We start from the raw sequence: 23424 nt of genomic DNA, 5'->3' as shown, positions 1-23424 counted from the left end.
TCACCTCCGAGAGAATCATACCTTCCAGGATTCGGGGCTTGTTATTACCGAAGTAACATCGCCCAACCTATAACAGTAAATTCATGCTTTAAAGCAAAAAGGAGCGACTGCCCGTCGCACAAAAAGGCTTCCCGTATCATTGGGAAGCCGTCTAGTGTTTGTCTTTTAAATTCTGGCCAAGATCGTAAGTTGTGACAATAGAGTAAACCCCTGAAACACCTATGAAAAAACCAGATGTTCTTATTGTTATTTATGTTTTTATGTAGTTAGGAGAAAGATCAACAACTATAAATGAGGCTTTCTCCTTTTAGTCTATTCTTTAACTTTTAATAGTCTTAAACTATTTAGGGTAACAAGGAGTGTAGCTCCCATATCCGCAAAAATCGCTAACCATAGGGTTAACCAACCGGGGATGATTAAAAGTAATGCTACCGCCTTAATGGCTAAAGAGAAGGTGATATTTTGCTTAATAATCGTTAAAGCCTTCCGACTTAATTTGATTGTATATGGTAATTTGGATAAATCATCAGACATTAACGCAATATCCGCTGTTTCTAACGCTGTATCTGTTCCAGCGCCACCCATCGCAACCCCAACGGTTGATGCTGCAAGTGCTGGTGCATCATTAACACCATCTCCAACCATCGCGACACTTTGGTGCTTTTCACGGAGCTGTTTAATATACGTTAACTTATCCTCCGGCAACAAATCTGCCTTGATGTCGGACACTCCTACTTCATTTCCGATAGCTTGTGCTGTTCGGTGGTTATCACCTGTAAGCATCACTGTTTTTTCAATACCAATTTCATGAAGTCTTCGAATAACTTCTTTAGATGACTCTCTCATTTCGTCAGCTACAGCAATCAACGAAAGAATCTCCTGTTCTGTACCTAGCACCATTACGGTTTTTCCTTGTGTTTGCAAGGAAGTTATCTGTTCGTTTAAATCTTTTTTAATGCTTTGATGTAATTCTTCAAATAGGTTCGGACTACCGACGTAATATATAACCCCATTCACGCTGGCTTTTACGCCTTTACCAGTAATTGATTGGAAGTCATCAACGGCTACCTTGTTAAAATCGGATCCATCTTCCTCTGCTTTTCGCATAATCGCTGATGCAAGCGGGTGCTGTGATCCTTTCTCAATTGCAGCAGTTATGTTCATTAATTCCTTTTCATTACGTCCAAACGAGATTACATCGGTTACTGCAGGGATCCCTTTTGTTAATGTTCCTGTTTTATCAAAAGCGATAACTTTTAAAGCTCCTGCTTCTTCTAGATGAATTCCACCTTTAATTAACACACCATTTTTAGCAGCGTTACCTATTGCTGTAACAATGGAAACAGGTGTTGAAATGACCAATGCACATGGACAACCAACTACTAACACAGCTAATCCCTGATAAATCCACTCGCTCCAGTCTCCCCCAAAAAGCAATGGAGGAACGATAGCGATCATAAATGCCAATAGGATAATGAAAGGTGTATAATATTTCGCGAATCGGTCCACAAAAGCTTGAGATGGCGCTCTCTCTGCTTGAGCTTCTTCAACCAAGTGAATTATTTTAGAAAGAGTTGTATCTTCAACACGCTTAGTCACTTCTACTTCGAGCAATCCTTCTTCGTTCAAAGTTCCTGCGAAAACTTCGTCCTTGACTGCTTTTGCCACAGGAACACTTTCACCTGTTATGGCGGCCTGATTCAATGTGGATGTACCTTTTACTACAACTCCGTCCATTGCTAACTTTTGACCCGGCTTAACAATCATGATGTCTCCGACTTGAATATCTTCCACATGGACCATCATTTCTTCGTTCCCTCGTCGAATCAGGGCTTCTTTTGGAGCTATATCCATTAGTGATTGAATGGATTGACGGGCTTTATCCATCGAATAACGCTCCAATGCCTCACTTACCGCAAACAGAATAACAACTGTCGCTCCTTCTCCCCATTCCCCTATAGCTGCTGCTCCTATAATCGCAACTGTCATTAGGGTGTTCATATCAAACTTTAATCGAACTAAATTTTTTAGTCCTTTAATAAATAGGGAATATCCGCCAATAAGAATGGAAGCTGCATATCCAATTGTAGGAACAATATGCTCTTCACCATTTTGTTCAGCAAGGAACCAGCTAATAATTAAAAGCACTGCTGATATATATACTTTAATGTTTTCTTTTTGTCTCCAAAAAGGTTCACGTTCTATCACTTGTTCCTTTTCATCTCGAACTCTTAGGTTTTCAAAAGCACCTGCCTTCTCAAGTTCTTCGATGGTGGCACTTCCTGAAACTGTAAGTTTAGAAGCACCAAAGTTAACTTTAGCATCAGAAACACCATACAGGTGTTTTACGTTCGTTTCGAACGTTTTTGCACAGTCTGCTCAGGTGAATCCTTGTATGCGATAGGTCTTTGTCTCTTGTTCTTTGGACTTGGCTAGTTGTTCAGACATTGACTGTAGCCTCCTGTTTGTTTGATAATGCAATGGAAATTAGTTGCTTGATTTGTTCATTTTCTAACGAGTAAAAAGCTAATTTACCCTCTTTTCTATACTTCAGAAGCCCTTGTTTATGAAGACTTCGTAGGTGGTGAGAAGCGGTGGCGACTGAAGAACCAATGATATTAGCTATATCACATACACATAGTTCCCCATCTTGGCACAATGAAAAGGCAATTTTTGCTCTATTTTCATCTGCTAGCGCTTTAAATAACTGGGCAACACTAGATAGATCTACTTGTTGTAATTTCCCCTGTATCCGGTTCACTTTTTGTTCGTCAAAACAATAAATTTCACAAGTGTCCTTTTGACTCATATAATCACTTCCTTCAAAATTTTTATTAATTTTATTATACCCCTTTTTACTGATACTCAAAAGTATATTTGATTGATGTTAATTTTTCTTTAGCCCTTTGTAACAATTCCTAACAGTTTATCTCAATCGATGCCATGAAAAAAGACCCAACGCAAATTGCGTTGAGCTAATTATACTTATTGCGACATGTAACGTTTTATACCAGATGGAGAAACCCTTTTTATTATTTCGTATTAAGAGATGTGTATGCTGCCATCAGTTTATTTAAATAAATTAGAAAGAGCGGTAAAAGTTTCATTCTCTAACATAATATATATTCCTAATCCTATAAACACAATTGGAATAATCCAGCGGCCGTATTTCTCAAGTGTTTCAGAAACATATCTGAATCTGGCCAAACGATAGCCGATTAAACACCAGACCGCCACCATAATAAAGAAGGTAACAACCGTAATAACCAGTTCATTCGTGTTCAAAGTAGAAAAGAACGGAACGTAAATTCCGATGTTGTCTCCACCATTGGCAAATGTGATAAAGGCTACACTTAAATAGAATTTATTGAATTTGTTTAAACTGGAAAGAATGGCACCTTCATCTTCTTCTTCACCTTTTATAAACAGTTTAATCCCTAAATAAATTGGGATTAGTCCCAGTAAACCTACCCACTGATCAGGAATGAGAGTTACACCAAATGTCGCTAAGAGACTGATTAGAACTAAAAGTGCAAAACCTAAATATTGTCCAATGACTATATCTCTAGGGTAAATACGGTTTCCATTAGTCTGCATGTTAACCGCTCTGCCGTTACTCGCTTTCGCCTGTGTCCTTGCCTGAGAGAACAACAACATTAGAATAAAAATGTCATCGATATTAGTTGCGATAAACGCCCCTAAAGCCGAAATTATGGTCAAAATTAAATTCATTTGTGTCAACCCCTTTATAGTGTTCGTAAACAATCAAACGCAAGATTGAATATTATAGCATTTCCATTTCATAAACATAATTAATCATTTCTAATCAGTTTATTTTTCAGGTAAGCATATTAACAAATCTATTTAATAAACCTAATGTAACGTCGGAGCTAATTGTTCAAATATCCAATGAAGCATATAATATAATAAAATTCCTACAAAAAAGAAAGGAATCACTGATCTGTCTTCAGTCGCACTTACAACGGGTAGCAAATCAGCTGTAGCGATATATAGAAAAATACCAGCTGTAATGGAGAGGGCTATAGCAAGAATACTACTATCTACCAAAAAGAATTGAGTAAAATACAAAGCCGCAAATGCACCCATGATAGTTGAAATACCCAATAACACAGATGCACCTATCGCCTTCTTCCTGCTTTTTAAATTTGCAAATACAATTGATGAAATCGTCAATCCGTCAGGGATCTTATGTAGCAAAACTGCAATTAATACAACAAATCCTATTCTTTCATCTATTTTGAAACTGGCAACGATAGATACACCATCAAAAAAAGTATGGACCAACATGCCCATTAAAGCACCCAGCGTTGTGGTCTGTGAATGAGAATGTTTGTGAGTCTCTTCTCCAAAATGAAAATGAGGTGCAAGAAACTGCTGGAACAAAAAAATTAAACAAAATCCTAAAACAATATATATGGGACTTGATTCATATAACTCTATTGCTTCAGGTATTAAATCCATAATAGCAATTGTGAAAAGTATTCCAGCGCTTAACGCCATTAAGGCATTAAGGCCCCTTCTAGACCAGTTTTTTTTAAGAAATATTACAAATCCACCTAAGATGTTAGCAAAAGCCGCCGTTTACACGTAGAACAATATGTCCATTCGTTTTCACTCCAAAAAACTTGAAAAATTCAACCTGCACTATAAAGTGCAGGTTGAATTTCATTACACTATACTTATTTCTTATTCAGCATGTGAATAGCATGTCCCATTACACCTTCAGCTGCTTCCATCAATGGTTCAGGCAGAGTTGGATGGGCATGAATTGTAAGGCTAAGATCTTCGGCAGTTGCACCAGACTCAATGGCAAAGACCGCTTCAGCAATAAGTGATGACACTTCTGGCCCAACCATCTGTACGCCTAATACCCTTTTGGTGTTCTTTTCGGCCACAACCTGCACAAAACCATCTGCATCTGATACAGATAATGCCCTTCCGTTTGCTTGGAATGGGAAGCGGCTGGAAACCGTTTGATACCCTTGTTCCTTCGCTTCCTTCTCCGTTAATCCAGTGTAAGCTACTTCAGGATCACTGAAAATAACAAAAGGCATGGCTTGAAAATCTATCACACTTTTTTGACCGCTGATCACCTCTGCAGCTACTTTCCCTTCGTAGCTGGCTTTATGGGCAAGGAGAAAACCTCCAGCACAGTCACCTATTGCATATACATGTTCAACGTTTGTTTGACATTTATCATTTATCTTAATAAATCCACGTTCGTCTAATTCTACCCCGATATTTTCCAAACCAATTTTTCCAGTATTCGGTTTTCTTCCTATGGAAACTAGGCAATAATCTCCAGTAATCATCTCTTCCTTTCCGTCAACCTGTACACGTACCTTTACTTCATCACCTGTATTTTCTCCACCTTGGACTAGTGCGTTCGTCATGACTGTGATGTCGAGTCCCTTCAAATGCCGTTTCACCACATTAGTAAGCATAGGGTCGGTACCGGGAAGAATCGTATCCGATCCCTCTAGAATGGTCACTTTTGCCCCGAACTTGGCAAAAGCTGTACCCAACTCCAAGCCAATGTATCCACCGCCGACAACCACTAAATGTTTCGGCACTTCTTGCAGCATCAGTGCCTCAGTTGAAGAGATGATTCTTTTCTTATCAAATGGCATACTTTTTAATTCGAAAGGCAAGGACCCTATTGCAAGGATTAAATCATTGTAAGAATAAAACTGTTCTTCATTCCCCGTATTAATTCTTACAGTTTGATTTTCAGTAAGATATGCTTCTCCACTGATGACTTCTACTCCATTACCTTTTAGCAACGTACGAACCCCATTTGTCAGCTTGCTTACGATCCCGTCCTTCCACTTCACTACTTCTGGCATATCTACTTGAACTTCACCAGAAACTTTTATTCCCATTGTATTTGCATGTTGAATGTGTTTGACTCGTTCAGACGCGCTAATAAGTGCTTTTGAAGGAATACACCCACGGTTAAGGCAAACTCCGCCTAGTTCTGCTTTATCGACTAAAACCACTTTTTTTCCTAACTGTGCCGCACGTATGGCTGACACGTAACCTCCAGAGCCTGCACCAATAACTAACAAGTCCACTTCTTTTTTTACATCTGCAGTCATTTCTGTTTCCTCCCTTGGTGATGAAAAATTAATGATCTTCCAGTTGTAGAGAAACTACCTAATATTCTAATGCTTGTTTTAATATGCTGGACATATAACTTATACCCTATGTAATGTTTGTTATTTACACCAAACGCAAAAATTTACATACATTTGGAAAATTGGGCTTTCCACTCCTATTTAGGGAAAGCCCATTTCCTATTACTCTTTTACTCTCATAAGTCTTAATCCATTTAACGCTACAAGCAGGGTTGCCCCCATATCCGAAAGGATGGCAATCCAAAGCGTTAACCAACCCGGAATGACCAATAGCAGGGCAATTAATTTAATAGCAATTGCAAAGGTAATGTTAGACTTGATTATATTTAGCGCTTTCCGGCTTAGTTTCACAGTAAATGGAAGTTTTCTTAAATCATCTCCCATAAGAGCAACGTCTGCCGTTTCCAGTGCAGTATCTGTACCTGCTCCACCCATTGCAATCCCAACAGTAGAGGCTGCTAACGCAGGGGCATCATTGACACCATCTCCAACCATAGCTACTTTGTTGTACTCGGATCTCAATTGTTTAATATAATCCAATTTGTCCTGCGGCATCAGTTCTGCCTGAATATCCGATACTCCAACATGACCGCCAATAGCATTTGCAGTACCTTTATTATCACCTGTAAGCATTATGGTCTTTTTGATTCCAAGTTGATGCAATTTCTGAATAACTTCTTTACTTGATTCACGTACTTCATCAGCTACCGCAATAACAGCTAGTATTTCTTTTTCAGTTCCAACCACCATAGCTGTCTTGCCTTGATTTTGAAGAGTCGTAACATTTTGTTCTAAGTTCTTATTGAAATTAGAAGTTGATAATTCTTTAAAGAGTTTCGGGCTACCGATATAGTAAGTAATCCCGTTTACATTACCTTTTATACCCTTACCAGTAATAGAAGAGAAGTCCTCTACCAGTACGTCTGAATAATTAATATTTTCCTCTTCTGCTCTTTTCATGATGGCAGATGCAAGAGGGTGTTGGGAACGATACTCTAATGCAGTAATAACAGAGAGCAATTCTTTTTCATTTGTCTGCTTGTTCAACACATTAAAATCAGTTACAACTGGGACACCTTTTGTTAGTGTTCCCGTTTTATCGAAGGCAATGGCCTTTAAGGCACCCATTTCTTCTAAATAAACTCCACCTTTTATTAGAACACCCTTTTTCGCCGCATTCCCGATTGCTGACACAATGGAAATCGGAGTGGAAATAACCAGAGCGCACGGACAACCAACAACAAGTACAGATAGCCCTTGATAAACCCATGTTTCCCAACTTCCGTCAAAGAAAAGTGGAGGAACAACAGCCACTAAAGCGGCAATGATCATAATGATTGGCGTATAATACTTCGCGAATTTTTCGACAAACGCTTGAGATGGAGCGCGTTCTCCTTGTGCTTCCTCTACAAGATGTATAATTTTAGAAATCGTTGTATCTTCAACTAGTTTTGTTATTTTTACTTCAAGCAATCCTTCTTCATTTAACGTTCCTGCAAACACTTCATCATCCACCGTTTTGGCAACAGGGACGGACTCACCTGTAATAGCTGCCTGATTGACGGCAGAGTAGCCACTTACGACCACACCATCCATCGCAATCTTTTGACCGGGCTTCACGATCATAATGTCACCAACGGCGATGTCATCAACATGAATCATCATTTCTTGTCCGTTTCTTCTTACAAGCGCCTCTTTAGGGGCAATGTCCATCAAGGACCGAATCGATTGTCTTGCTTTATCCATAGAGAATCGTTCTAGAGCTTCACTGATTGCAAAGAGAATCACAACAATGGAAACTTCTGCCCATTCTCCAATGATTGCTCCACCTATAACAGCTACCGTCATAAGGGTTTTCATGTCAAATTCAAAACGAAGCAAGTTTTGCAAACCGACTTTAAAGAGCGATAATCCTCCGATTAACATGGATACTACAAATGATAATGTAGTAATGAGGTTCTCTTCCCCATTCACAAACTCTGACAGGTAACCAAAGACAATGAACAAGGATGCATAGAGTAAAGTACTGTGCTTTTTATAAAACGGTACTTTTTCTTCTTTAATAAACTCCTTGCTTTCATTAATCCCTTTTGTAGCTTGCCGCACAGATTTTTCAGGAGACACTTTAAGGTTCTCAAAAGCCCCGGCTTTTTCCAGTTCCTCAATCGTTGCTTCTCCGTAAACGGAAATTTTTGATGCTCCAAAATTCACTTGTGCATCCTGAACGCCCGGAATTTGCTTTACATTTTTTTCAAACTTTCCTGCACAGTTCGCGCACGAGAATCCCTCAACACGATATACATTTTTGACCTCTTCAACCTCATGCGAAGATTGCCGTTTAGGTTTTTCCGGAGCCACTTTAAGATTCTCAAAAGCTCCGGCTTTTTCCAATTCCTCAACCGTTGCTTCTCCGTAAACGGAAATTTTTGATGCTCCAAAATTCACTTGTGCATCCTGAACGCCCGGAAGCTTTTTCACATTTTTCTCAAACTTCCCTGCACAATTCGCGCATGAAAATCCCTCAACACGGTATACTTTTTTGTCCTCTAACGGTTTTGCTGCTTCACCCAACTTTAACAACCTCCTTTTGATGTGCAAAAGCCATTTTTATCAGTTGCCTTACATGATCGTCATCCAAGGCGTAATAAACCAATTTCCCTTTCTTGCGATACTTAGCTAATCCAAGGTTATTGAGCAGCCTCAAGTGATGAGACGTTGCGGCAGTCGTAGCACCAACAATATTCGCTACATCACAGACACACAATTCCTCTTCCAAGGATAGAGCATAGGCAATTTTAATCCTTGTATCATCTGATAATGCTTTAAATATTTGAGCCACATCTAAAGTATTGTGCATTAACAATTCGCCTTTAACTCTTGAAACCTTCTCTTCGTCAATACACGTTATTTCACATGCATCTTTTTTCACTTATTCCACCCCTTTTAATCAATCAAACATTCATTTGAATAATATTATATTTCCTTAAACGAAGATAGTCAAACAAATATTTGAATGAATATCAAAAAAATATTCAAATGATTGTTTGAATAAAGTATATACCTAACTAAAATAAATAGTCAAATGATTGTTTGAATATATTGACTAGCTGAAAACTTTACCTCATTCTGAGAAGGAAACACAAGGTACGAATACGCATAAAGGAACATATGTAAATCTTGATAACATCAATAAATGTTACGATTGTATTTGGTATTAGATACTACGACAACAAGATTGGTTTAATCCTACAATCATCATAAGATACGACAAAATCTGTCAATATTATTTGAATATAGATAATACATCACCTATACTATAATTGAACTGTTAATCTAATATATATTTGAATAAGGGTGAGATAATTTGAAGAGAAAAAGGTTGGTTTTACGCACTGGAATCCTTTTACTGCTTTTAGCAGCCGTTGGGTATACTTTGTATGCTAATTTTACGAAGGATAACACAACAATCAAAGTTGGGTCTTCAGCTCCCGATTTTGTTCTAGAAACTTTAGATGGCAAAGAAATGAAGCTTTCAGACTTGAAAGGAAAAGGAGTTTTCTTAAACTTCTGGGGTACATGGTGCAAGCCATGTGAGAAAGAAATGCCTTATATGGAGACCGAATATCAAAATTTCAAAGATAAAAATATTGAGATTTTAGCCGTAAACATATCAGAAAGCAACCTTGTTGTTTCTAGTTTTGTTGAAAGGCACAATTTAACCTTTCCCATTTTAATGGATCGTAAAAGCCAAGTAACAGATGTTTATAAAATAGGACCTATCCCTACAACGTATTTAATCGATGAAAAAGGGAAGATACAAAAGGTTATTACTGGCGCGATGACTCAAGGTGACGTAAGGGAACATTTAAATTCCATAGTTCCTAAGTAAAACGGGAAGATGTACTCAAAACACAGGACAGGATGGGGAAAAGCTTAATGGAAGAGTTAAATATTGCTTTAGCATTTTTTGCAGGATTATTGTCATTTTTATCTCCTTGTTCTTTACCGTTATACCCAGCCTTTCTTTCATATATTACGGGTATTTCCCTCAACGATTTAAAAAAGGAAAGATCGATATTTAAAAGGACGGCAATGTTACATACCCTATTGTTTCTTCTAGGATTTTCAATCATTTTCATGGCATTGGGATGGTCTAGCTCGTTGGTAGGGACATTCTTCATAGAAAATAAAGAATTATTAAGGCAAATAGGAGCTATTATTATCTTCTTCTTTGGGTTAATTATGACTGGCTTAATAAAAGTAGACTTTCTTCTTGGAGAGAAAAAGTTTCAATTTAAGAACCGGCCTGCAGGGTATTTTGGATCAATCCTAATAGGTATGGGGTTTGCCGCTGGGTGGACACCTTGTACTGGTCCAATACTTGCTGGTGTAATAGCCCTTAGCATTTCTAATCCCGGCCAAGGATTAATTTATATGTCCTTTTATTGTTTGGGCTTCGCAGTCCCCTTTGTAATCATGTCCTTGTTCATTGATAAACTCACATTCATTAAAAGACACACCCAGATCATGATGAAAATTGGCGGGTTCATAATGCTTTTCATGGGCATATTTTTATATTTCAACTGGTTAACAAAGATCATCTCTTTTTTGACAAACAATTTTTTCGGAGGATTTACCGGTTTTTAAATGAACAAAATGTAGTTCGACAAGCTAAAGTGGCTGTCTGAATACATTATTACCGAAAAATGAGAAAGAATGTATAAATTAATGATTAGCAAGATTCTTTTCAGTTATCATTAAATTCAATTCTATAAGTTTAATTCGAAATATAATTTAATAGAAAGAGGAAAAAAACATTGAAAAAGGTAATCTTTCCCCTTCTTACTTCAGCTATACTCTTAATAGGCTGTGCCTCTGAAAAAGGTGAAGAAAATAAATCTGCCGATGAACGCACAGAGAAGCCCCCGACTCTACAATATAAAGTTGGGAGTAATGATTGGTCTGCCGTCACTTCTGTCAGTGACAATCCAGACATATTAGAGGCGTATCAATTTGCTGTTGAGCATCCAGATGTACTAAATTATATGCCATGTTATTGCGGTTGTTATGAAGAAGATGGCCATACAAGCAATACAAACTGCTTTGTTGAAAAGGTAGACAACAAAATGGTGACCTTGGACACAATGGGCTTTGGCTGACAAGTCTGTGTAGACATAGCCCGTGAGGCTAAATCAGAGTTCGAAAAAGGGACACCATTAAAGGAAATTAGGGATAATATTGATAAAGAATATAAAGAAACTGGAAGTCCTTCCACACCCACACCCATGCCAAAAGGCTAATGAAGAAAGCATCAGTAATCTGATGCTTTTTTTGATAGATTAACTTATAAAGGTATTTTTCCACTAGTTTAATATTTCTTTGCTTTAAAGTACGTTCCGATTTAAATCACTATTCGGATCAAAGAATATCAAACCAAATTTTCACTGCTGTAGCCGTAATTAATACGGATAATATGATTTGAAGAATTTTTGTATTCATCTTTTTCCCTGTCATTGCACCAAGAGGTGAAGCAATCAAACTAGCAATAACCATTATTAAAGCAGGATAATAATCAACTTGCCCCGTTGTAATTTTCCCAACTGTTGCACCTATGGATGAAATAAAGGTAATCGCTAATGAGGAAGCAATCGTCATCCTTGTTGGAATTTTTAAAACCACTAGCATAATCGGTACCAGTAAGAATGCACCGGCCGCCCCAACAATACCAGATCCTACACCGACAATTAACGCTATCGATGCTGATAGCCACTTGTTAAACTTTACTTGATCTAGAGGAATATCATCGACTCCTTTTTTCGGTAAAAACATCATGACAGCTGCTAGTAAGGCCAATACCCCATAGACTATATTGATTCCGTCCTCTGTCATCACCTTTGAACCGAAACCACCGATGAAACTGCCTAATAAAATACTGGCACCCATATAGCCAATTAGGGTTTTATTCAAATATCCGCCTTTCCGATATGCCCAAACTCCCCCAATTGTAGCGAAAAAGACTTGGACTGCACTTATTCCTGAAACTTCATGAGCGCTAAAAGTAGCTATTCCAAATAAGGGCGGAATGTATAAAAGCATTGGATATTTAATTATCGAGCCACCTATTCCCAACATCCCTGAGATGTATGAGCCTATGAATCCAATTAAGAAAATGGTAATGATAAACGCAATGTCCATGTGTAGTGCCTCCTTAGAGAAAGAAAAGGGAACCATTCGCGGTTCCCTATTTTTATTACCCTTTTTTAATCCAGAATTTAATTACTCCATTTTCTTCTATTGTTTCTAACAACTCATGCCCACCAGAATTTGACCAAGCAGCTAAATCTGCTTTAGCACCTTTATCTGTGGCGTGTATTTCTAACACTTGACCAGATTGCAAGTCATCAATTGCTTTCTTTGTCTTAACAATCGGCATAGGACAAGCTAGGCCCTTTGCATCTAACACTTTATCTGAATTCATTTTTCATCTCTCCTATATTTGTAGTATCTTCCCAATAATTATTTTTAATTAGTAGGTTTTATCGCACCGCACAACGGTTTGGCCCAATTTCCATCTCACGTTGTTTTTCTTTATCAGGAGCTATCTTACCCATATTTGTTTCACGGATTTCTTGATAGGAATTTGGCTGGGCAGGTAAGTTTTCTGTAACCATTTTTCTGAACTCTGCTTCATCTGCAATATTTAATCCATGATTTTCAGAGAAAAGCTTTCCTAACTTTCCAGCCACACTGCCATCCTCATTCAATTCTTCAATAATCATAAAGTGAGCAGGCAGAACGATTAACTCTTCTGATAAGTCTCTGTAACGGTTATATAGAGTCTCTCTCAAGTCTCCAACCCAGTCCTCTGCCAATCCTGCTAAATCTGGTCTGCCAATTGAATCAATGAATAGGATATCTCCAGAAAGTAAGTACTTTTCATCGACTACAAATGAAGTGGATCCAATTGTGTGACCCGGAGAATAAAGAGCCTGAATGGTAATGGTTGTATTACCGACAGTCACAACGTTACCACCCTCCAATGGCTTGTATGCAAAGGTAACGTCCGCTGCATCTTTTGGAGGTAACCAGTATGTTGCATTCGTTTTTTCTGTAATAGTTCTTCCGCCAGAGATGTGATCAGCGTGTAAATGCGTATCAAATACATGCGTGATTTTTGCGCCGATGCTTTCTGCAAAGTCTAAATAAACGTCAGTCATTCGTGTTGAATCAATAATGGCTGCCTCACCATTAGAAGCTACCATATAAGACAAGCAGCCTTTACCAAGGCGTAGGAACTGATATATTTCACCGCCATCATTTAAATCCCCTACTTTTACTGGCTCCAAATGTTCACTCCATGATTTCATCCCGCCCTTTAGGTAAGAAACCGCAATGCCAGCATCTGATAACATTTCAGCGACCATGATGGATGAGCCTTCCTTCGCACACACGACTAAAACATCTTTATTAGTTGGAATTTTATCTATTATTTCTTCTACCCCATCAAGTAGGTCGAAATAAGGGATGTTCAAGAATTCGAATTTTACACCTTCAATTTTCCAATCATTAAAATCACTTTGATTACGGACATCGAGAATATATAATTCTTCTTTATTTATAACTTTCTTTGCAACTTCTTTAGCTGTCATTTGCTTAACCAACATTTTTATACCCCCTATAGTATTTTATCAGCTAAAATTTTTTAAAAGATTTAAAATGTTAATGTCACGTGAGCGTCTTTTGCGAATTCTAAGAATGTTACAGCTCCACCAACTTCAATTCCATCTACAAAAGCTTCTTTTTCTAAACCCATAACATCCATTGTCATTTGACATCCGATAAACTTGACTCCCATTTCCTGTGCCATTGAAAGTAACTCTGGAATAGAAGGTACATTTGCCTTTGTAAATCCTTCAGCAAAATGCTCCTTACCTTCCGGCATCGGAAGTTGTTTATTCGCTTCTTTATGAATCAAGTTTAATCCTTCAAATGTGAAGAAAATGGCTACCTCCTGATCAGTTGCAGCTGCTGCCGTTGCAATGTTAAATACTTTATACGCTTCAAATAATCCACCGTTACTAGCGATAATAGCTACTCTAGTCATGTTCATTGTCCTCCACTTGTATCAGTTTCGTTATTTGCCCTAATTATTAATCATTTAAAAATGGACATCTACAAATTTGCAAAGTTCTTAGATTCATTTTCTTTTTTTCTAGGATGGCAACATGAACATTTACATCCGCCGTTATTTTCAGTATTAACAAGTTTCTTATTCATTTTTTATAACCATCCGTTCTAAAATATTTGTATTTATTTTTGCTCTACTGACTTTTCTGTAACTCCATTCCATTCACTCATCCCCGGCACAACATTAATCACCTGTTTAAAACCTGCAGCTGTTAGTTTTTGTGCGGCTAAATCACTTCGGCTACCAGTACGGCAAACTACAAAAATCTCAGTCTCTTTATCTAATTCTCTTAAACGTTCATCTAATTCTCCAAGAGGAAGGGACTTAGCATTTGGAATGTGGTTAAAAGCATATTCTGCAGATTCTCGCACATCTAGTACAAGCAAATTTTGATTTTCTTTGATTTTTTGTTGTAATTCTTCATTGGCAATGACATTCGGATGCTTCTTTTCTGCTTTTTCTTCTCCACTAGCTTTGCGAAGATAATGCTTTAGTACTGCCCCTTCTTCGATTGTACCCAAATATTGATGACCCGTACTTTCCGCCCATGCTTTCATATCAGCAGTAGATCCTATATCAGTTGCTTGCACTTCCATTACTTCGCCCGGTTCTAAGACGTTCATTGCCTTCTTTGTTTTAACAATTGGCATTGGACAAGCTAAACCTTTTGCATCTAATACGGAATTGGTTTGAATCATTTTATTTCCTCCTTGTTTTCATACCATATGGGGTATTTCTTGATATAAAAAATTATTCAGTTGGACCTTTATACTCAAGCATTCCGCCGGTCATATTAATTACTTTAAACCCACGATCTTCAAGAAGTTTTGCAGCCTTTGAACTTCTTCCACCGGAACGGCATACCGTAATGTACTCTTTTGTTTTATCTAAATCCTGCAAGCGAAATTCTAATAATCCTAATGGAATATGAATCGCAGTTGGTATCTTTGCAGTTTTCACCTCGTCTACCTCACGCACATCTATAATATTAATGGGTGACTTTTCCTTTACCAATGTTTCCACTTCTGTTGGCAAAATTTCTTTCATGGTTAGCAACTCCTTTTTATAAACGCCAAGCGCCTATACCGCCTTTTACATTGGTTATACTTTTAAATCCGAGTTTCTTCAAAAGCTTACTGGCCTTGCTGCTTCTCATTCCACTTTGACAGATCACAAATACCTCTTTGTCTTTTGAAAGTTCATTCGCCCTTTTATGAAGTTCGAATAATGGAATGTTTTTAAACCCGTTAATATGATTCACCTTGAACTCGCTAGGGGTTCGTACATCAATAAACTGCTTCTTCTTGTCCTTGCTATTTAATTCAAATTTCAGCTCAGAAGTAGTAATGTTTTTAATCCCTCTGGCTGGCACAAAACGCTGATAAACGAACCAAGCTATAGTGCCGATTATTAGGACATTTAGTAAAGTATCCACCATATTATGCCTAAACCCCTTACTCTTTATTTGTCTAATCTTTAGTTTATTCTTATATGAATAAGTTTACGTTTCCCTCTTGTGCATCCGCTAAATAGGCAGCTACGCCGGCATATTCAATTCCGTCTAATAGTTCCTCTTGCTGTAAGCCCAATAAATCCATTGTCATCGTACATGCAATGAGTTTAACTTCTTGTTCTTGCGCCATCTCTATTAATTGAGGAAGTGTCATTGCATTATGCTTTTTAATTACTTGCTTGATCATTTTAGGACCCATTCCGGCTAAGTTCATTTTGGATAGACCCATTTTATCGGCACCTCTAGGCATCATTTTCGCAAACATCTTTTCAAGGAATCCCTTGTTTAAGGTCAATGGCTCTTCCTTTCTTAAAGCATTTAATCCCCAGAATGTATGGAAAATCGTAACCTCATGATCATAGGCTGCAGCTCCGTTTGCAATGATATAAGCGGCCATTGCTTTATCATAGTCTCCACTAAATAATATAATCGTCGTTTTTTTCTTTTGTTCAGCCATGTAATATTCCCTCCTTAATCTCTTTAAACATATACGGGTATAGGTATATAGTTTATTAAAAAAATAGCGTTTCTCAATTCAGGAAACAAACACTGGGACATTCTTTTCCATCCAATACTTTAGTTACATTCATTCACTGTTCCCTATAATACATATACCTGTATGGGTATATGTTATGCTAAAAGTTAAAGTTCGTCAACTCACAAATATTGGCCAGTTGAAGAACTTTTCTTATCGACTTTTTATTAATAGCTCTACTGCTTCTTTAACTAGGTGTTCAGTACCTTCGCCTTTCTCAACATTTTCACGAACACACTGCTCTAAATTGGTGCTGACAATAACACCCATCGTTCTATCTATTGCATTACGTGCAGCTGATAATTGATTGACAATTTCTCTGCAATCTTTTCCCTGTTCCATCATGCTTAGTACACCTTTTATCTGTCCTTCAATCCGCTTTAAACGGTTTACTACATTCTTATCGTACTCCATGCTGCTCTAACCCACCTTTCTGTTTACAAGGACAATCAGCGATTTCATAACTGATTACGGTAAATCCTTTTCTAATTAAGAAACGCATGCCCATGTTCAACTCTAGTCTATCAGAAGCGATTAAATGAATATTACCATTTGGAATTTCATTATTAAAACGTCTCAAATATGCGTAAGGAATATGCAAAGAATCCTGAGTTAAATCATTCCCTGCTTCATTATAATCCCTGATATCTAATGTTATGGTGTTTTTGTCCATGAAAGCACCTTCTATACAAGGAACATCTTTCACGGGAACATAGCGTTTATAAATAATAATTGCTATTAGTAAAGATAATACAAGCAATAAAAGAATCATGTCAACCACCTTTATATCTGTTTACTGTCTTATAGTATACCTATAGGGGTATGATGTCAAGTGTGTTAAAAACATGATTGAATAAAAAGGGAAACCATAAGTGGTTCCCCCTCTATACTTCACTATCTAATTGCACAACGATTAGGTCCAATCTCCATTTCCCTTTGTTGTTCATCTTCAGGATTCATATTCCCCATATTTGTTTTGCGTATTTCCTCGTAGGAATTTGGCTGTGGAGGTAAATTTTCAGTTACAGTTTTAATGAATTCCTCACTACTTTGAATATTCAAACCATGATTTTGTTCATATAAAACACCGAGTTCCTTTGAAATGCTTCCATCAGCATTCATTTCTTTTATACCCATAAAGTGTGCTGGCAGGACTATCAATTCAGTTGATAGCTCCTTATAACGATGATACAGGGTTTCTCTCAAATCCTTGACCCAATCTTCTGCTTCTCCCGCTAAATCTGGACGACCAATGGAATCAATAAACAAGATATCTCCTGTCAATAAATATTGATTGTCAATTATAAAAGAGGTACTCCCAATTGTGTGTCCCGGTGAATAAATAGCCTGAATAGTAATATTAGCTACCTTTATTTCGTTTCCGTCCTCAATTGGAACATACTTAAAGGTAATATCATTAGCATCTTTTTGTGGAAGATAATAAGTAGCCCCGAACTTCTCTTCAAGTTATAAGCCTCCAGATATGTGATCAGCATGAAGATGTGTATCAATAACATTCTTAATTGTAATATCATTATCTTTACAAAACTGTTCGTACGTTCCAGTCATACGATTAGGATCAATAATGATGCCTTCTCCATTTGATTCGATTATGTACGATAAACATCCTTTTCCTAAACGGACAAACTGATAGACTGTACCGCCACTTTTAAGACCACCAATCTTTATTGGCTGAAGATATTCACTCCATACTCTCATTCCACCTTCAATCGAATAAACGTCTTTAACCCCTGCTTTTACTAACTCTTCAGCCGCCTTTTTTGATGAATTGCCCCTAGCACAAACAGTATAAATTGGCTTGTCTGTAGGGAGTTTACTAATAACGGAATCTACTCCATCATTTAAAGGTGCATTGATCACTGTTGTGTTCCTGCCTTCAATTTTCCATTCATCAAAATCGCCTGTCTTTCTTACATCTATAATAAAAATTTCTTCATTGTTTATTACCTTTTGGGCAATATCTTTTACAGAAATCGTTTTAAACGTCATTGGATGCCCCTCCTGCTTGCGAAATAAAAATTATCTTGAGTGACTATAAAATGATCAATTTCAAGAACATGGTGTGTATTAAGATGAATTAAAAAGCAAGTAAAATTAATTGTCTCTCTATTTACTTAAACAAGGGATGGTCTGGTCATATGAAATGTTAAGCTAATCTAACCTTGGTTATTTCAAATCTGCTTTTAGGCAGGGTTGGCATTCTCACTAAGCTAATGCTCAAATCTTGACCGTCGGCCACTTCATAATGTATATGGTTCGTCAGAAAATCCATGCTCGCCTTTATGGCCTCAATTGTAATCCATTCACCGGGACAACGATGTCCTTTAACGTGGTCGCCACCCCCTTGGGGTATAAAATCAAATAGACTACCATTCCATTCACTGAATCGCTCCGGCCAGAATTCATTTGGCCTTTCCCATAGGCGTGTATCGTGATTGGTTCCATAAACATCAAGTAGTACCAGATCTCCTTTATTGAAGTTGTATCCTTTCCAAATAAAGTCACTACGCACTCTTGCACCTAAAAACGGGCCAAAAGGGTAATATCGGCGTATTTCCTGTACAAACATTTCAATATAATCCCCTTTATCGGATTGCAATTTCTTCCGGCATTCCGGATATTCATACAAAGCTAATGCCCCAAAAGTAATGTATGTAGCAATAGCAACGATTGGTCTTAATACATTAATCAATTCCACCGCAGCCATTTGTGTATCAAGAGGTTTATCGTCAAGTTCACGGTGCCATGCCATAGCATACAATGCTGTACCTTCAGGTGAATTTAACTCACCGGACCGGACTTTTTCAATGATCTCAGTAATCCACTTTTCTGCTCTTGAACGCGCTCTTTTCCCCTGCCAGTGTCTTGGTCCCACAGCTCCAAATGCATCTATCATCGCACCGAAGTCGGTTGCCCTATGCTTTACTTCTTCTTCCCGCAGCGGAACCCCGGCCCACTGGCATGCTACCCGGCACAATATTTCCTGCGATTCATCGAATAGTACCACTTTATTCATATTTCCCCATTTATTCATTCTAGCCTGCCATTGCTCTGAAGTAAGATTAGAAAGCAATTTCAGCTTCTCAGGTGTCATTAGCGACATAAACAGAAGTTTCCTGTGCTTATGTGCATCACCATCCATTGCTTGTATTGCATTTTCTCCAAACAATGTTTTTTGGACTCTTTTAGGAGCTGCCCCCTTACGCTGAAACCGTTCGGTATCATAAAAAACCTTTCCAGCTTCCTCACCACTCATGCAAATGACCTTCTCACCTAACAAACATGTTTGAAAAATGTCTGACTGGTAACGGCGACATCTATTTTGAATAAACATATATCCTTCAAACAAGAGAGCAAGACTACTATCTAAGCTTTTATCAACGGGGATTTGTCCTTTCAACTTCATAAAATTTACAATCTCCTTTAATAAGATTTCCGTGTAGCTATGTATTTTTTTCGTCAATCGAAGTATCGGAAAAACGTAAGTTACGTGTGTTTCTTGCCGAACTTGTGAAATTCAAACTCAAAAATTATTTTATCCTCCATTGTTTTTATTTTTATATTCTTAACTTACCCTAGCAAAAAGTCATTAAAACGAAAGTTAGAATATTCTTTTGTCATAGTATGACTAGTTTTGCATTGGGTAATTCATATTGAGGAAACCTTTTTCATTAACTAACATTAATATTTTTATTAACTTTAATATCATCCTATATTAATGGAAATCGAATTAAACATTCGGAACCTCACTTGTAACATCTACATTTAAAAATCAGCAGGAAATCATGGCCCATAATACACAAATAGCGTAAACAAAAAGGCAATACAAAGAAAGGATTAAGACCGAAGCCATTAACAAAAAGATAATATCTCAACTACATAATTAATCAATAGCGGATTTTTCAAGGGGTAGAATCTTTTACAAAATCGCAATACAAAATAAAAAGCATACCAAAGGTATGCTAGTAATACTAAATTAGTTCTTTCTAACAAAAAACAGAATCTTATTAAAGGAAAGACACAAAAATATCGCTTACTTGTTATGCGTAAGAATGTAAACCAGCAATAACTAGATTTACTGCCACTAGATTAAACATAATGATGGCAAAACCAACTACCGCAAGCCATGCAGATCTCTCACCATGCCACCCCTTAGATAAACGCAAATGTAAAAATGCTGCATAAAACAACCAAGTAATGAGCGCCCATACTTCTTTAGGATCCCATCCCCAAAATCTTGTCCACGCTACCTGCGCCCAGATCATCGCAAATATTAGAGCGCCTAATGTGAAAACTGGAAAGCCAATTGTCACAGAACGATAACCGATTTCATCTAAGAGTTCAGGTTTCACATTATTCATCAATGGTTTTAAGGCCGCACCTAAGCGTTTTCGCAAAATAAGTCGGACTGCACCATATAAGAAGAATCCACTAAATAATGACCATACTAGGGTATTTAATTTCTTTGCATTAATAATTGCGGGAACATCCAAAATTGGATTAAATTGTCCCTCCGTTTTCAATTCCCCTTTATGCGGGCCAACTAAGGCTGGCATCTGAAATGTTTCTTCCACTTGTTGACCATTCTTATCCAACCATGAGAACTTCGCTTCATAATCCAATAGATTAAATGAAGTTGTAGCGAAAACGAATCCCATTACACTTATCAAGCAGAATAAGACAAACTCTAACCAAAACGTTTTCTTTCCTGCCTTCGTCTGGTCAGTCACTTTTATAAGATAAATAAGACCTGCTACAAAGCTTATAGCCAGAATGGCTTCGCCAAGAGCAGCTGTAGTAACGTGTATATGAAGCCAATCGCTTTGCAGAGCTGGAATAAGGGGTGAAATATCTCTAGGGAACATGCTTCCATATGCGATAATGAGAATTGCAACTGGAAGTGTAAACAATCCCAGTATACTAACTTTATACATTGAATAAATGATGAGGAACGCACCGACTAGCACCATGCCAAAGAAGGTGATAAACTCAAATAAATTACTTACGGGCGCATGACCAGCAGCAATCCATCTAGTAATAAAATACCCAACTTGAGTAATAAAACCAACTATTGTTATTATGAACCCTATTTTTGCCCAACGGTTGATAATAGTTAAGCTCCCCTTTTCACGGATTGCACCGCCAAAGAACAAAGTAGCAACAAGGTATAATATAAAGGCGATATATAATAAATTGCTGCTTAAACTCGCAAAATCCATTTTAGTCCTCCTTTAGTTCGCTACTTTCTCCTTATGTATCTGATCTTCAGGATCGGAGAAGGTGGTCCCTTTTAACACAAAATTTAATTCTTGTTTAAATCCGTACCAATTTTTATTCGTATGCCCGGCAATCCAAAGGTCACGACCCACACGTTGAACCCAAACTCGTCGATGGTTCCAATACATCCCCTGTATAACACCGATCATAAAGATCGCACCACCAAGTCCGAGTATCCACAATGTAAAGTCCTTACGTACCGTCAACCCAGTTACATTCAATGTTTCAGCTGCAACAAACTTCATTTTATATTTCGTGCTACCCAATGGCTCTAATGTTTGTTGAATTGCCACGAAGCTTACTTCTCCTTTAGGCCGGTCCGGTGCAAACATTTTGAATATAAATGCCGGATTATTCGGAATTCTCGATTTTGTACTTGGTTGCCCCTTATCATCGTATATAAAATCGGGAAAATAACTTAATAGTTCAACACGATACCCCCTGCCCAATTCATATTGTGATTTAGGGTTTTGTAAGTTGATATTCACTACACCATAATTCTCTTTCGAATGCTTATCTATTAAGTTAAAAGACATCGCACTTAGTTCATTCGGTTTATAATCTACTTGGTAAAGCGCATAGTGATTGTATTTCAACGGCTCATTTACACGAATCTCATAATCTTTTATTTTCTTTAATTCTGTTTCAATACCCGGTAAAGACTCACCATTTCGTTCATATAATGTTACATTCGCCTGAAAATTTTTAACAATCTTATTGTCTCCAACACTATTTATTGCACCTTCAAATACCTCGTTTTCTTTGCTTTTATCATACGTTTCTACTATAAACTGTTTATTTTTAAGGTAATATTCCCCATCCGTTCCCGGAATAGCTTTTGTCTCACCATCCCGGAGCCAAAGCACTTCATCTACGTACATCCCCGGTACAAAACGCAACATTGCGCCAATCAGAAAGATAATCAACCCCACATGATTGACATAAGGCCCCCATCTGGAAAATCTACCTTTTTCAGCCAAAATGTTGCCGTTTTCTTCTCTGACTTTATACCTTCGTTTTACGAGTGAATTCCTAATGACATCCAACTCTTTCTCAGACCATCGGGGATAAGCACCAAATAAACGCTGTCGCTTTAAAAAAATCTCGTTACGTTTAACTCCTTGTCTCTTTAAAGCGCGGTAGAGTGGGAAAAACCGGTCCACACTCGCTATAACGAGAGATATTGCAATGGATGCGATTAAAATGATATACCACCATGACCCATATAGATTATGAAATCCTAATTCATAATAAAGCCGTCCAGTCCATCCGTATTCATCTTCGTAGTATTCTGAAGCCGCAAAATTAGGTGGTATGTACATTTCTTGAGGGTATATTGTTCCGAGAGCAGAGGCAACAAGTGTTATACCGATAAGCCAAACGCCAACTTTCACAGAAGAAAAAAAGTTCCAAATCTTATCAACTATCGTTTTATTATATGTCTGGGATCTCCTAGCACTCCCTTCATACCTCATTTCAAGTAAGTTCTTCGTGTTTTCAGTATTTACAGGTCTACCGCATGACTCACAAAGTATGGTGCCATATGGATTCATATGATTACACTCGCATTTTTCTTGTTTCATTACAGAGACTCCTTATCTTGACTTTGATACCCCAATCAATCTGAAATTATCCCTTGTTTCTTATAATGAGAGACAATTAAATAACCAATTGTTATCATCTAACTACCTCTCCAAATGCAAATCACCCCTTATTAATTCAAATATGGATT

Annotated in this window: 23 protein-coding genes and 1 pseudogene; 3 read left to right on the top strand and 21 right to left on the bottom strand. The window is 37.6% G+C overall.

The features are described 5' to 3' along the window. Nucleotides 1–312: 312 nt before the first annotated feature. From F9279_RS21735 to F9279_RS21705, 7 genes are all read right to left on the bottom strand, one after another. Nucleotides 313–2448, bottom strand: coding sequence for a heavy metal translocating P-type ATPase (locus F9279_RS21735; protein WP_152116268.1), 2136 nt, complete (start codon nucleotides 2446–2448; stop codon nucleotides 313–315). Then, complete coding sequence (locus tag F9279_RS21730; protein WP_094768428.1) at nucleotides 2441–2809, bottom strand: ArsR/SmtB family transcription factor; 369 nt, start codon at nucleotides 2807–2809, stop codon at nucleotides 2441–2443. The genes F9279_RS21735 and F9279_RS21730 overlap by 8 nt, the downstream gene beginning before the upstream one ends. 260 nt (nucleotides 2810–3069) lie before the next feature. Next, on the bottom strand, nucleotides 3070–3732 hold the full coding sequence (locus tag F9279_RS21725) for a CadD family cadmium resistance transporter (RefSeq protein ID WP_094768429.1): 663 nt from the start codon (nucleotides 3730–3732) through the stop codon (nucleotides 3070–3072). Between the two features lie 141 nt (nucleotides 3733–3873). Further along, nucleotides 3874–4521: a ZIP family metal transporter gene (locus tag F9279_RS21720; protein ID WP_226793812.1), complete on the bottom strand. Its 648-nt coding sequence runs from the start codon at nucleotides 4519–4521 to the stop codon at nucleotides 3874–3876. A gap of 179 nt (nucleotides 4522–4700) precedes the next feature. Next, on the bottom strand, nucleotides 4701–6119 hold the full coding sequence (gene lpdA, locus F9279_RS21715) for a dihydrolipoyl dehydrogenase (protein ID WP_094768431.1): 1419 nt from the start codon (nucleotides 6117–6119) through the stop codon (nucleotides 4701–4703). 201 nt (nucleotides 6120–6320) lie between these two features. Further along, on the bottom strand, nucleotides 6321–8729 hold the full coding sequence (locus tag F9279_RS21710) for a heavy metal translocating P-type ATPase (protein WP_094768432.1): 2409 nt from the start codon (nucleotides 8727–8729) through the stop codon (nucleotides 6321–6323). Then, nucleotides 8722–9087 carry an ArsR/SmtB family transcription factor gene (locus tag F9279_RS21705; protein ID WP_094768433.1) on the bottom strand — a complete coding sequence of 122 codons (366 nt, stop codon included), beginning with the start codon at nucleotides 9085–9087 and terminating at the stop codon, nucleotides 8722–8724. Before F9279_RS21705 ends, F9279_RS21710 begins: the two co-directional genes overlap by 8 nt. 435 nt (nucleotides 9088–9522) lie before the next feature. Here F9279_RS21705 and resA point away from each other — a divergent pair, with 435 nt between their 5' ends. From resA to F9279_RS21690, 3 genes are all read left to right on the top strand, one after another. Next, nucleotides 9523–10047 carry a thiol-disulfide oxidoreductase ResA gene (resA, locus tag F9279_RS21700; RefSeq protein WP_094768434.1) on the top strand — a complete coding sequence of 175 codons (525 nt, stop codon included), beginning with the start codon at nucleotides 9523–9525 and terminating at the stop codon, nucleotides 10045–10047. 47 nt (nucleotides 10048–10094) lie between these two features. Next, entirely contained in the window at nucleotides 10095–10805 is a 711-nt protein-coding gene (locus F9279_RS21695; protein WP_094768435.1) for a cytochrome c biogenesis CcdA family protein, read from the top strand. Nucleotides 10806–10975: 170 nt separating this feature from the next. Beyond that, nucleotides 10976–11458 (top strand): PCYCGC motif-containing (lipo)protein, encoded by a 483-nt coding sequence (locus tag F9279_RS21690; RefSeq protein ID WP_319020784.1) that lies wholly within the window; start codon nucleotides 10976–10978, stop codon nucleotides 11456–11458. A 118-nt stretch (nucleotides 11459–11576) separates the two neighbouring features. Here F9279_RS21690 and F9279_RS21680 read toward each other — a convergent pair whose 3' ends face one another. The 14 genes and pseudogenes from F9279_RS21680 to F9279_RS21615 all read right to left on the bottom strand — a co-directional run bounded on the left by F9279_RS21680 (nucleotide 11577) and on the right by F9279_RS21615 (nucleotide 23275). Further along, nucleotides 11577–12353, bottom strand: a complete 777-nt coding sequence (locus F9279_RS21680) for a sulfite exporter TauE/SafE family protein (protein WP_152116267.1) — start codon at nucleotides 12351–12353, stop codon at nucleotides 11577–11579. Between the two features lie 55 nt (nucleotides 12354–12408). After that, complete coding sequence (locus F9279_RS21675; protein ID WP_094768438.1) at nucleotides 12409–12636, bottom strand: sulfurtransferase TusA family protein; 228 nt, start codon at nucleotides 12634–12636, stop codon at nucleotides 12409–12411. 58 nt (nucleotides 12637–12694) lie between these two features. Then, nucleotides 12695–13822 carry an MBL fold metallo-hydrolase gene (locus F9279_RS21670; protein WP_094768439.1) on the bottom strand — a complete coding sequence of 376 codons (1128 nt, stop codon included), beginning with the start codon at nucleotides 13820–13822 and terminating at the stop codon, nucleotides 12695–12697. Between the two features lie 47 nt (nucleotides 13823–13869). Further along, nucleotides 13870–14262, bottom strand: coding sequence for a DsrE/DsrF/DrsH-like family protein (locus F9279_RS21665; protein WP_152116266.1), 393 nt, complete (start codon nucleotides 14260–14262; stop codon nucleotides 13870–13872). A gap of 206 nt (nucleotides 14263–14468) precedes the next feature. Next, nucleotides 14469–15044: a sulfurtransferase TusA family protein gene (locus tag F9279_RS21660; RefSeq protein WP_094768440.1), complete on the bottom strand. Its 576-nt coding sequence runs from the start codon at nucleotides 15042–15044 to the stop codon at nucleotides 14469–14471. Nucleotides 15045–15096: 52 nt separating this feature from the next. Next, nucleotides 15097–15393, bottom strand: a complete 297-nt coding sequence (locus tag F9279_RS21655) for a rhodanese-like domain-containing protein (RefSeq protein WP_094768441.1) — start codon at nucleotides 15391–15393, stop codon at nucleotides 15097–15099. A gap of 16 nt (nucleotides 15394–15409) precedes the next feature. After that, nucleotides 15410–15784 (bottom strand): rhodanese-like domain-containing protein, encoded by a 375-nt coding sequence (locus tag F9279_RS21650; protein WP_094768442.1) that lies wholly within the window; start codon nucleotides 15782–15784, stop codon nucleotides 15410–15412. A gap of 49 nt (nucleotides 15785–15833) precedes the next feature. After that, the gene (locus tag F9279_RS21645; protein ID WP_094768443.1) at nucleotides 15834–16316 is read right to left on the bottom strand and encodes a DsrE/DsrF/DrsH-like family protein; all 483 of its coding nucleotides are present in this window, start codon (nucleotides 16314–16316) and stop codon (nucleotides 15834–15836) included. A 231-nt stretch (nucleotides 16317–16547) separates the two neighbouring features. Continuing rightward, nucleotides 16548–16808: a metal-sensitive transcriptional regulator gene (locus F9279_RS21640; RefSeq protein ID WP_094768444.1), complete on the bottom strand. Its 261-nt coding sequence runs from the start codon at nucleotides 16806–16808 to the stop codon at nucleotides 16548–16550. Beyond that, complete coding sequence (locus F9279_RS21635) at nucleotides 16795–17166, bottom strand: hypothetical protein (RefSeq protein WP_094768445.1); 372 nt, start codon at nucleotides 17164–17166, stop codon at nucleotides 16795–16797. Before F9279_RS21635 ends, F9279_RS21640 begins: the two co-directional genes overlap by 14 nt. Before the next feature lie 122 nt (nucleotides 17167–17288). Then, nucleotides 17289–18404, bottom strand: a pseudogene (locus F9279_RS21630) (MBL fold metallo-hydrolase). Between the two features lie 157 nt (nucleotides 18405–18561). Beyond that, complete coding sequence (locus tag F9279_RS21625) at nucleotides 18562–19821, bottom strand: cytochrome P450 (RefSeq protein WP_152116265.1); 1260 nt, start codon at nucleotides 19819–19821, stop codon at nucleotides 18562–18564. A 634-nt stretch (nucleotides 19822–20455) separates the two neighbouring features. Beyond that, complete coding sequence (ccsB, locus tag F9279_RS21620) at nucleotides 20456–21634, bottom strand: c-type cytochrome biogenesis protein CcsB (RefSeq protein ID WP_094768448.1); 1179 nt, start codon at nucleotides 21632–21634, stop codon at nucleotides 20456–20458. 12 nt (nucleotides 21635–21646) lie between these two features. Then, a complete protein-coding gene (locus F9279_RS21615) occupies nucleotides 21647–23275 on the bottom strand; it encodes a cytochrome c biogenesis protein ResB (protein WP_094768449.1) in 1629 nt (542 codons plus the stop codon). Nucleotides 23276–23424 lie beyond the last annotated feature (149 nt).

Source organism: Bacillus sp. B1-b2 (assembly GCF_009183415.1).
In the GTDB taxonomy this organism is placed as follows: Bacteria; Bacillota; Bacilli; order Bacillales; family Cytobacillaceae; genus Niallia.
This window is presented reverse-complemented; position numbering and strand designations above follow the sequence as displayed.

Bases quoted from the DNA above. Each gene is read 5' to 3' on its own strand.
- F9279_RS21730 (WP_094768428.1), bottom strand. From the start codon at position 2,809: ATGAGTCAAAAGGACACTTGTGAAATTTATTGTTTTGACGAACAAAAA.
- F9279_RS21725 (WP_094768429.1), bottom strand. From the start codon at position 3,732: ATGAATTTAATTTTGACCATAATTTCGGCTTTAGGGGCGTTTATCGCA.
- F9279_RS21720 (WP_226793812.1), bottom strand. From the start codon at position 4,521: ATGGCGTTAAGCGCTGGAATACTTTTCACAATTGCTATTATGGATTTA.
- lpdA (WP_094768431.1), bottom strand. From the start codon at position 6,119: ATGACTGCAGATGTAAAAAAAGAAGTGGACTTGTTAGTTATTGGTGCA.
- F9279_RS21695 (WP_094768435.1), top strand. From the start codon at position 10,095: ATGGAAGAGTTAAATATTGCTTTAGCATTTTTTGCAGGATTATTGTCA.
- F9279_RS21680 (WP_152116267.1), bottom strand. From the start codon at position 12,353: ATGGACATTGCGTTTATCATTACCATTTTCTTAATTGGATTCATAGGC.
- F9279_RS21675 (WP_094768438.1), bottom strand. From the start codon at position 12,636: ATGAATTCAGATAAAGTGTTAGATGCAAAGGGCCTAGCTTGTCCTATG.
- F9279_RS21670 (WP_094768439.1), bottom strand. From the start codon at position 13,822: ATGTTGGTTAAGCAAATGACAGCTAAAGAAGTTGCAAAGAAAGTTATA.
- F9279_RS21665 (WP_152116266.1), bottom strand. From the start codon at position 14,262: ATGACTAGAGTAGCTATTATCGCTAGTAACGGTGGATTATTTGAAGCG.
- F9279_RS21660 (WP_094768440.1), bottom strand. From the start codon at position 15,044: ATGATTCAAACCAATTCCGTATTAGATGCAAAAGGTTTAGCTTGTCCA.
- F9279_RS21655 (WP_094768441.1), bottom strand. From the start codon at position 15,393: ATGAAAGAAATTTTGCCAACAGAAGTGGAAACATTGGTAAAGGAAAAG.
- F9279_RS21650 (WP_094768442.1), bottom strand. From the start codon at position 15,784: ATGGTGGATACTTTACTAAATGTCCTAATAATCGGCACTATAGCTTGG.
- F9279_RS21645 (WP_094768443.1), bottom strand. From the start codon at position 16,316: ATGGCTGAACAAAAGAAAAAAACGACGATTATATTATTTAGTGGAGAC.
- F9279_RS21640 (WP_094768444.1), bottom strand. From the start codon at position 16,808: ATGGAGTACGATAAGAATGTAGTAAACCGTTTAAAGCGGATTGAAGGA.
- F9279_RS21635 (WP_094768445.1), bottom strand. From the start codon at position 17,166: ATGATTCTTTTATTGCTTGTATTATCTTTACTAATAGCAATTATTATT.
- F9279_RS21625 (WP_152116265.1), bottom strand. From the start codon at position 19,821: ATGAAGTTGAAAGGACAAATCCCCGTTGATAAAAGCTTAGATAGTAGT.
- ccsB (WP_094768448.1), bottom strand. From the start codon at position 21,634: ATGGATTTTGCGAGTTTAAGCAGCAATTTATTATATATCGCCTTTATA.
- F9279_RS21615 (WP_094768449.1), bottom strand. From the start codon at position 23,275: ATGAAACAAGAAAAATGCGAGTGTAATCATATGAATCCATATGGCACC.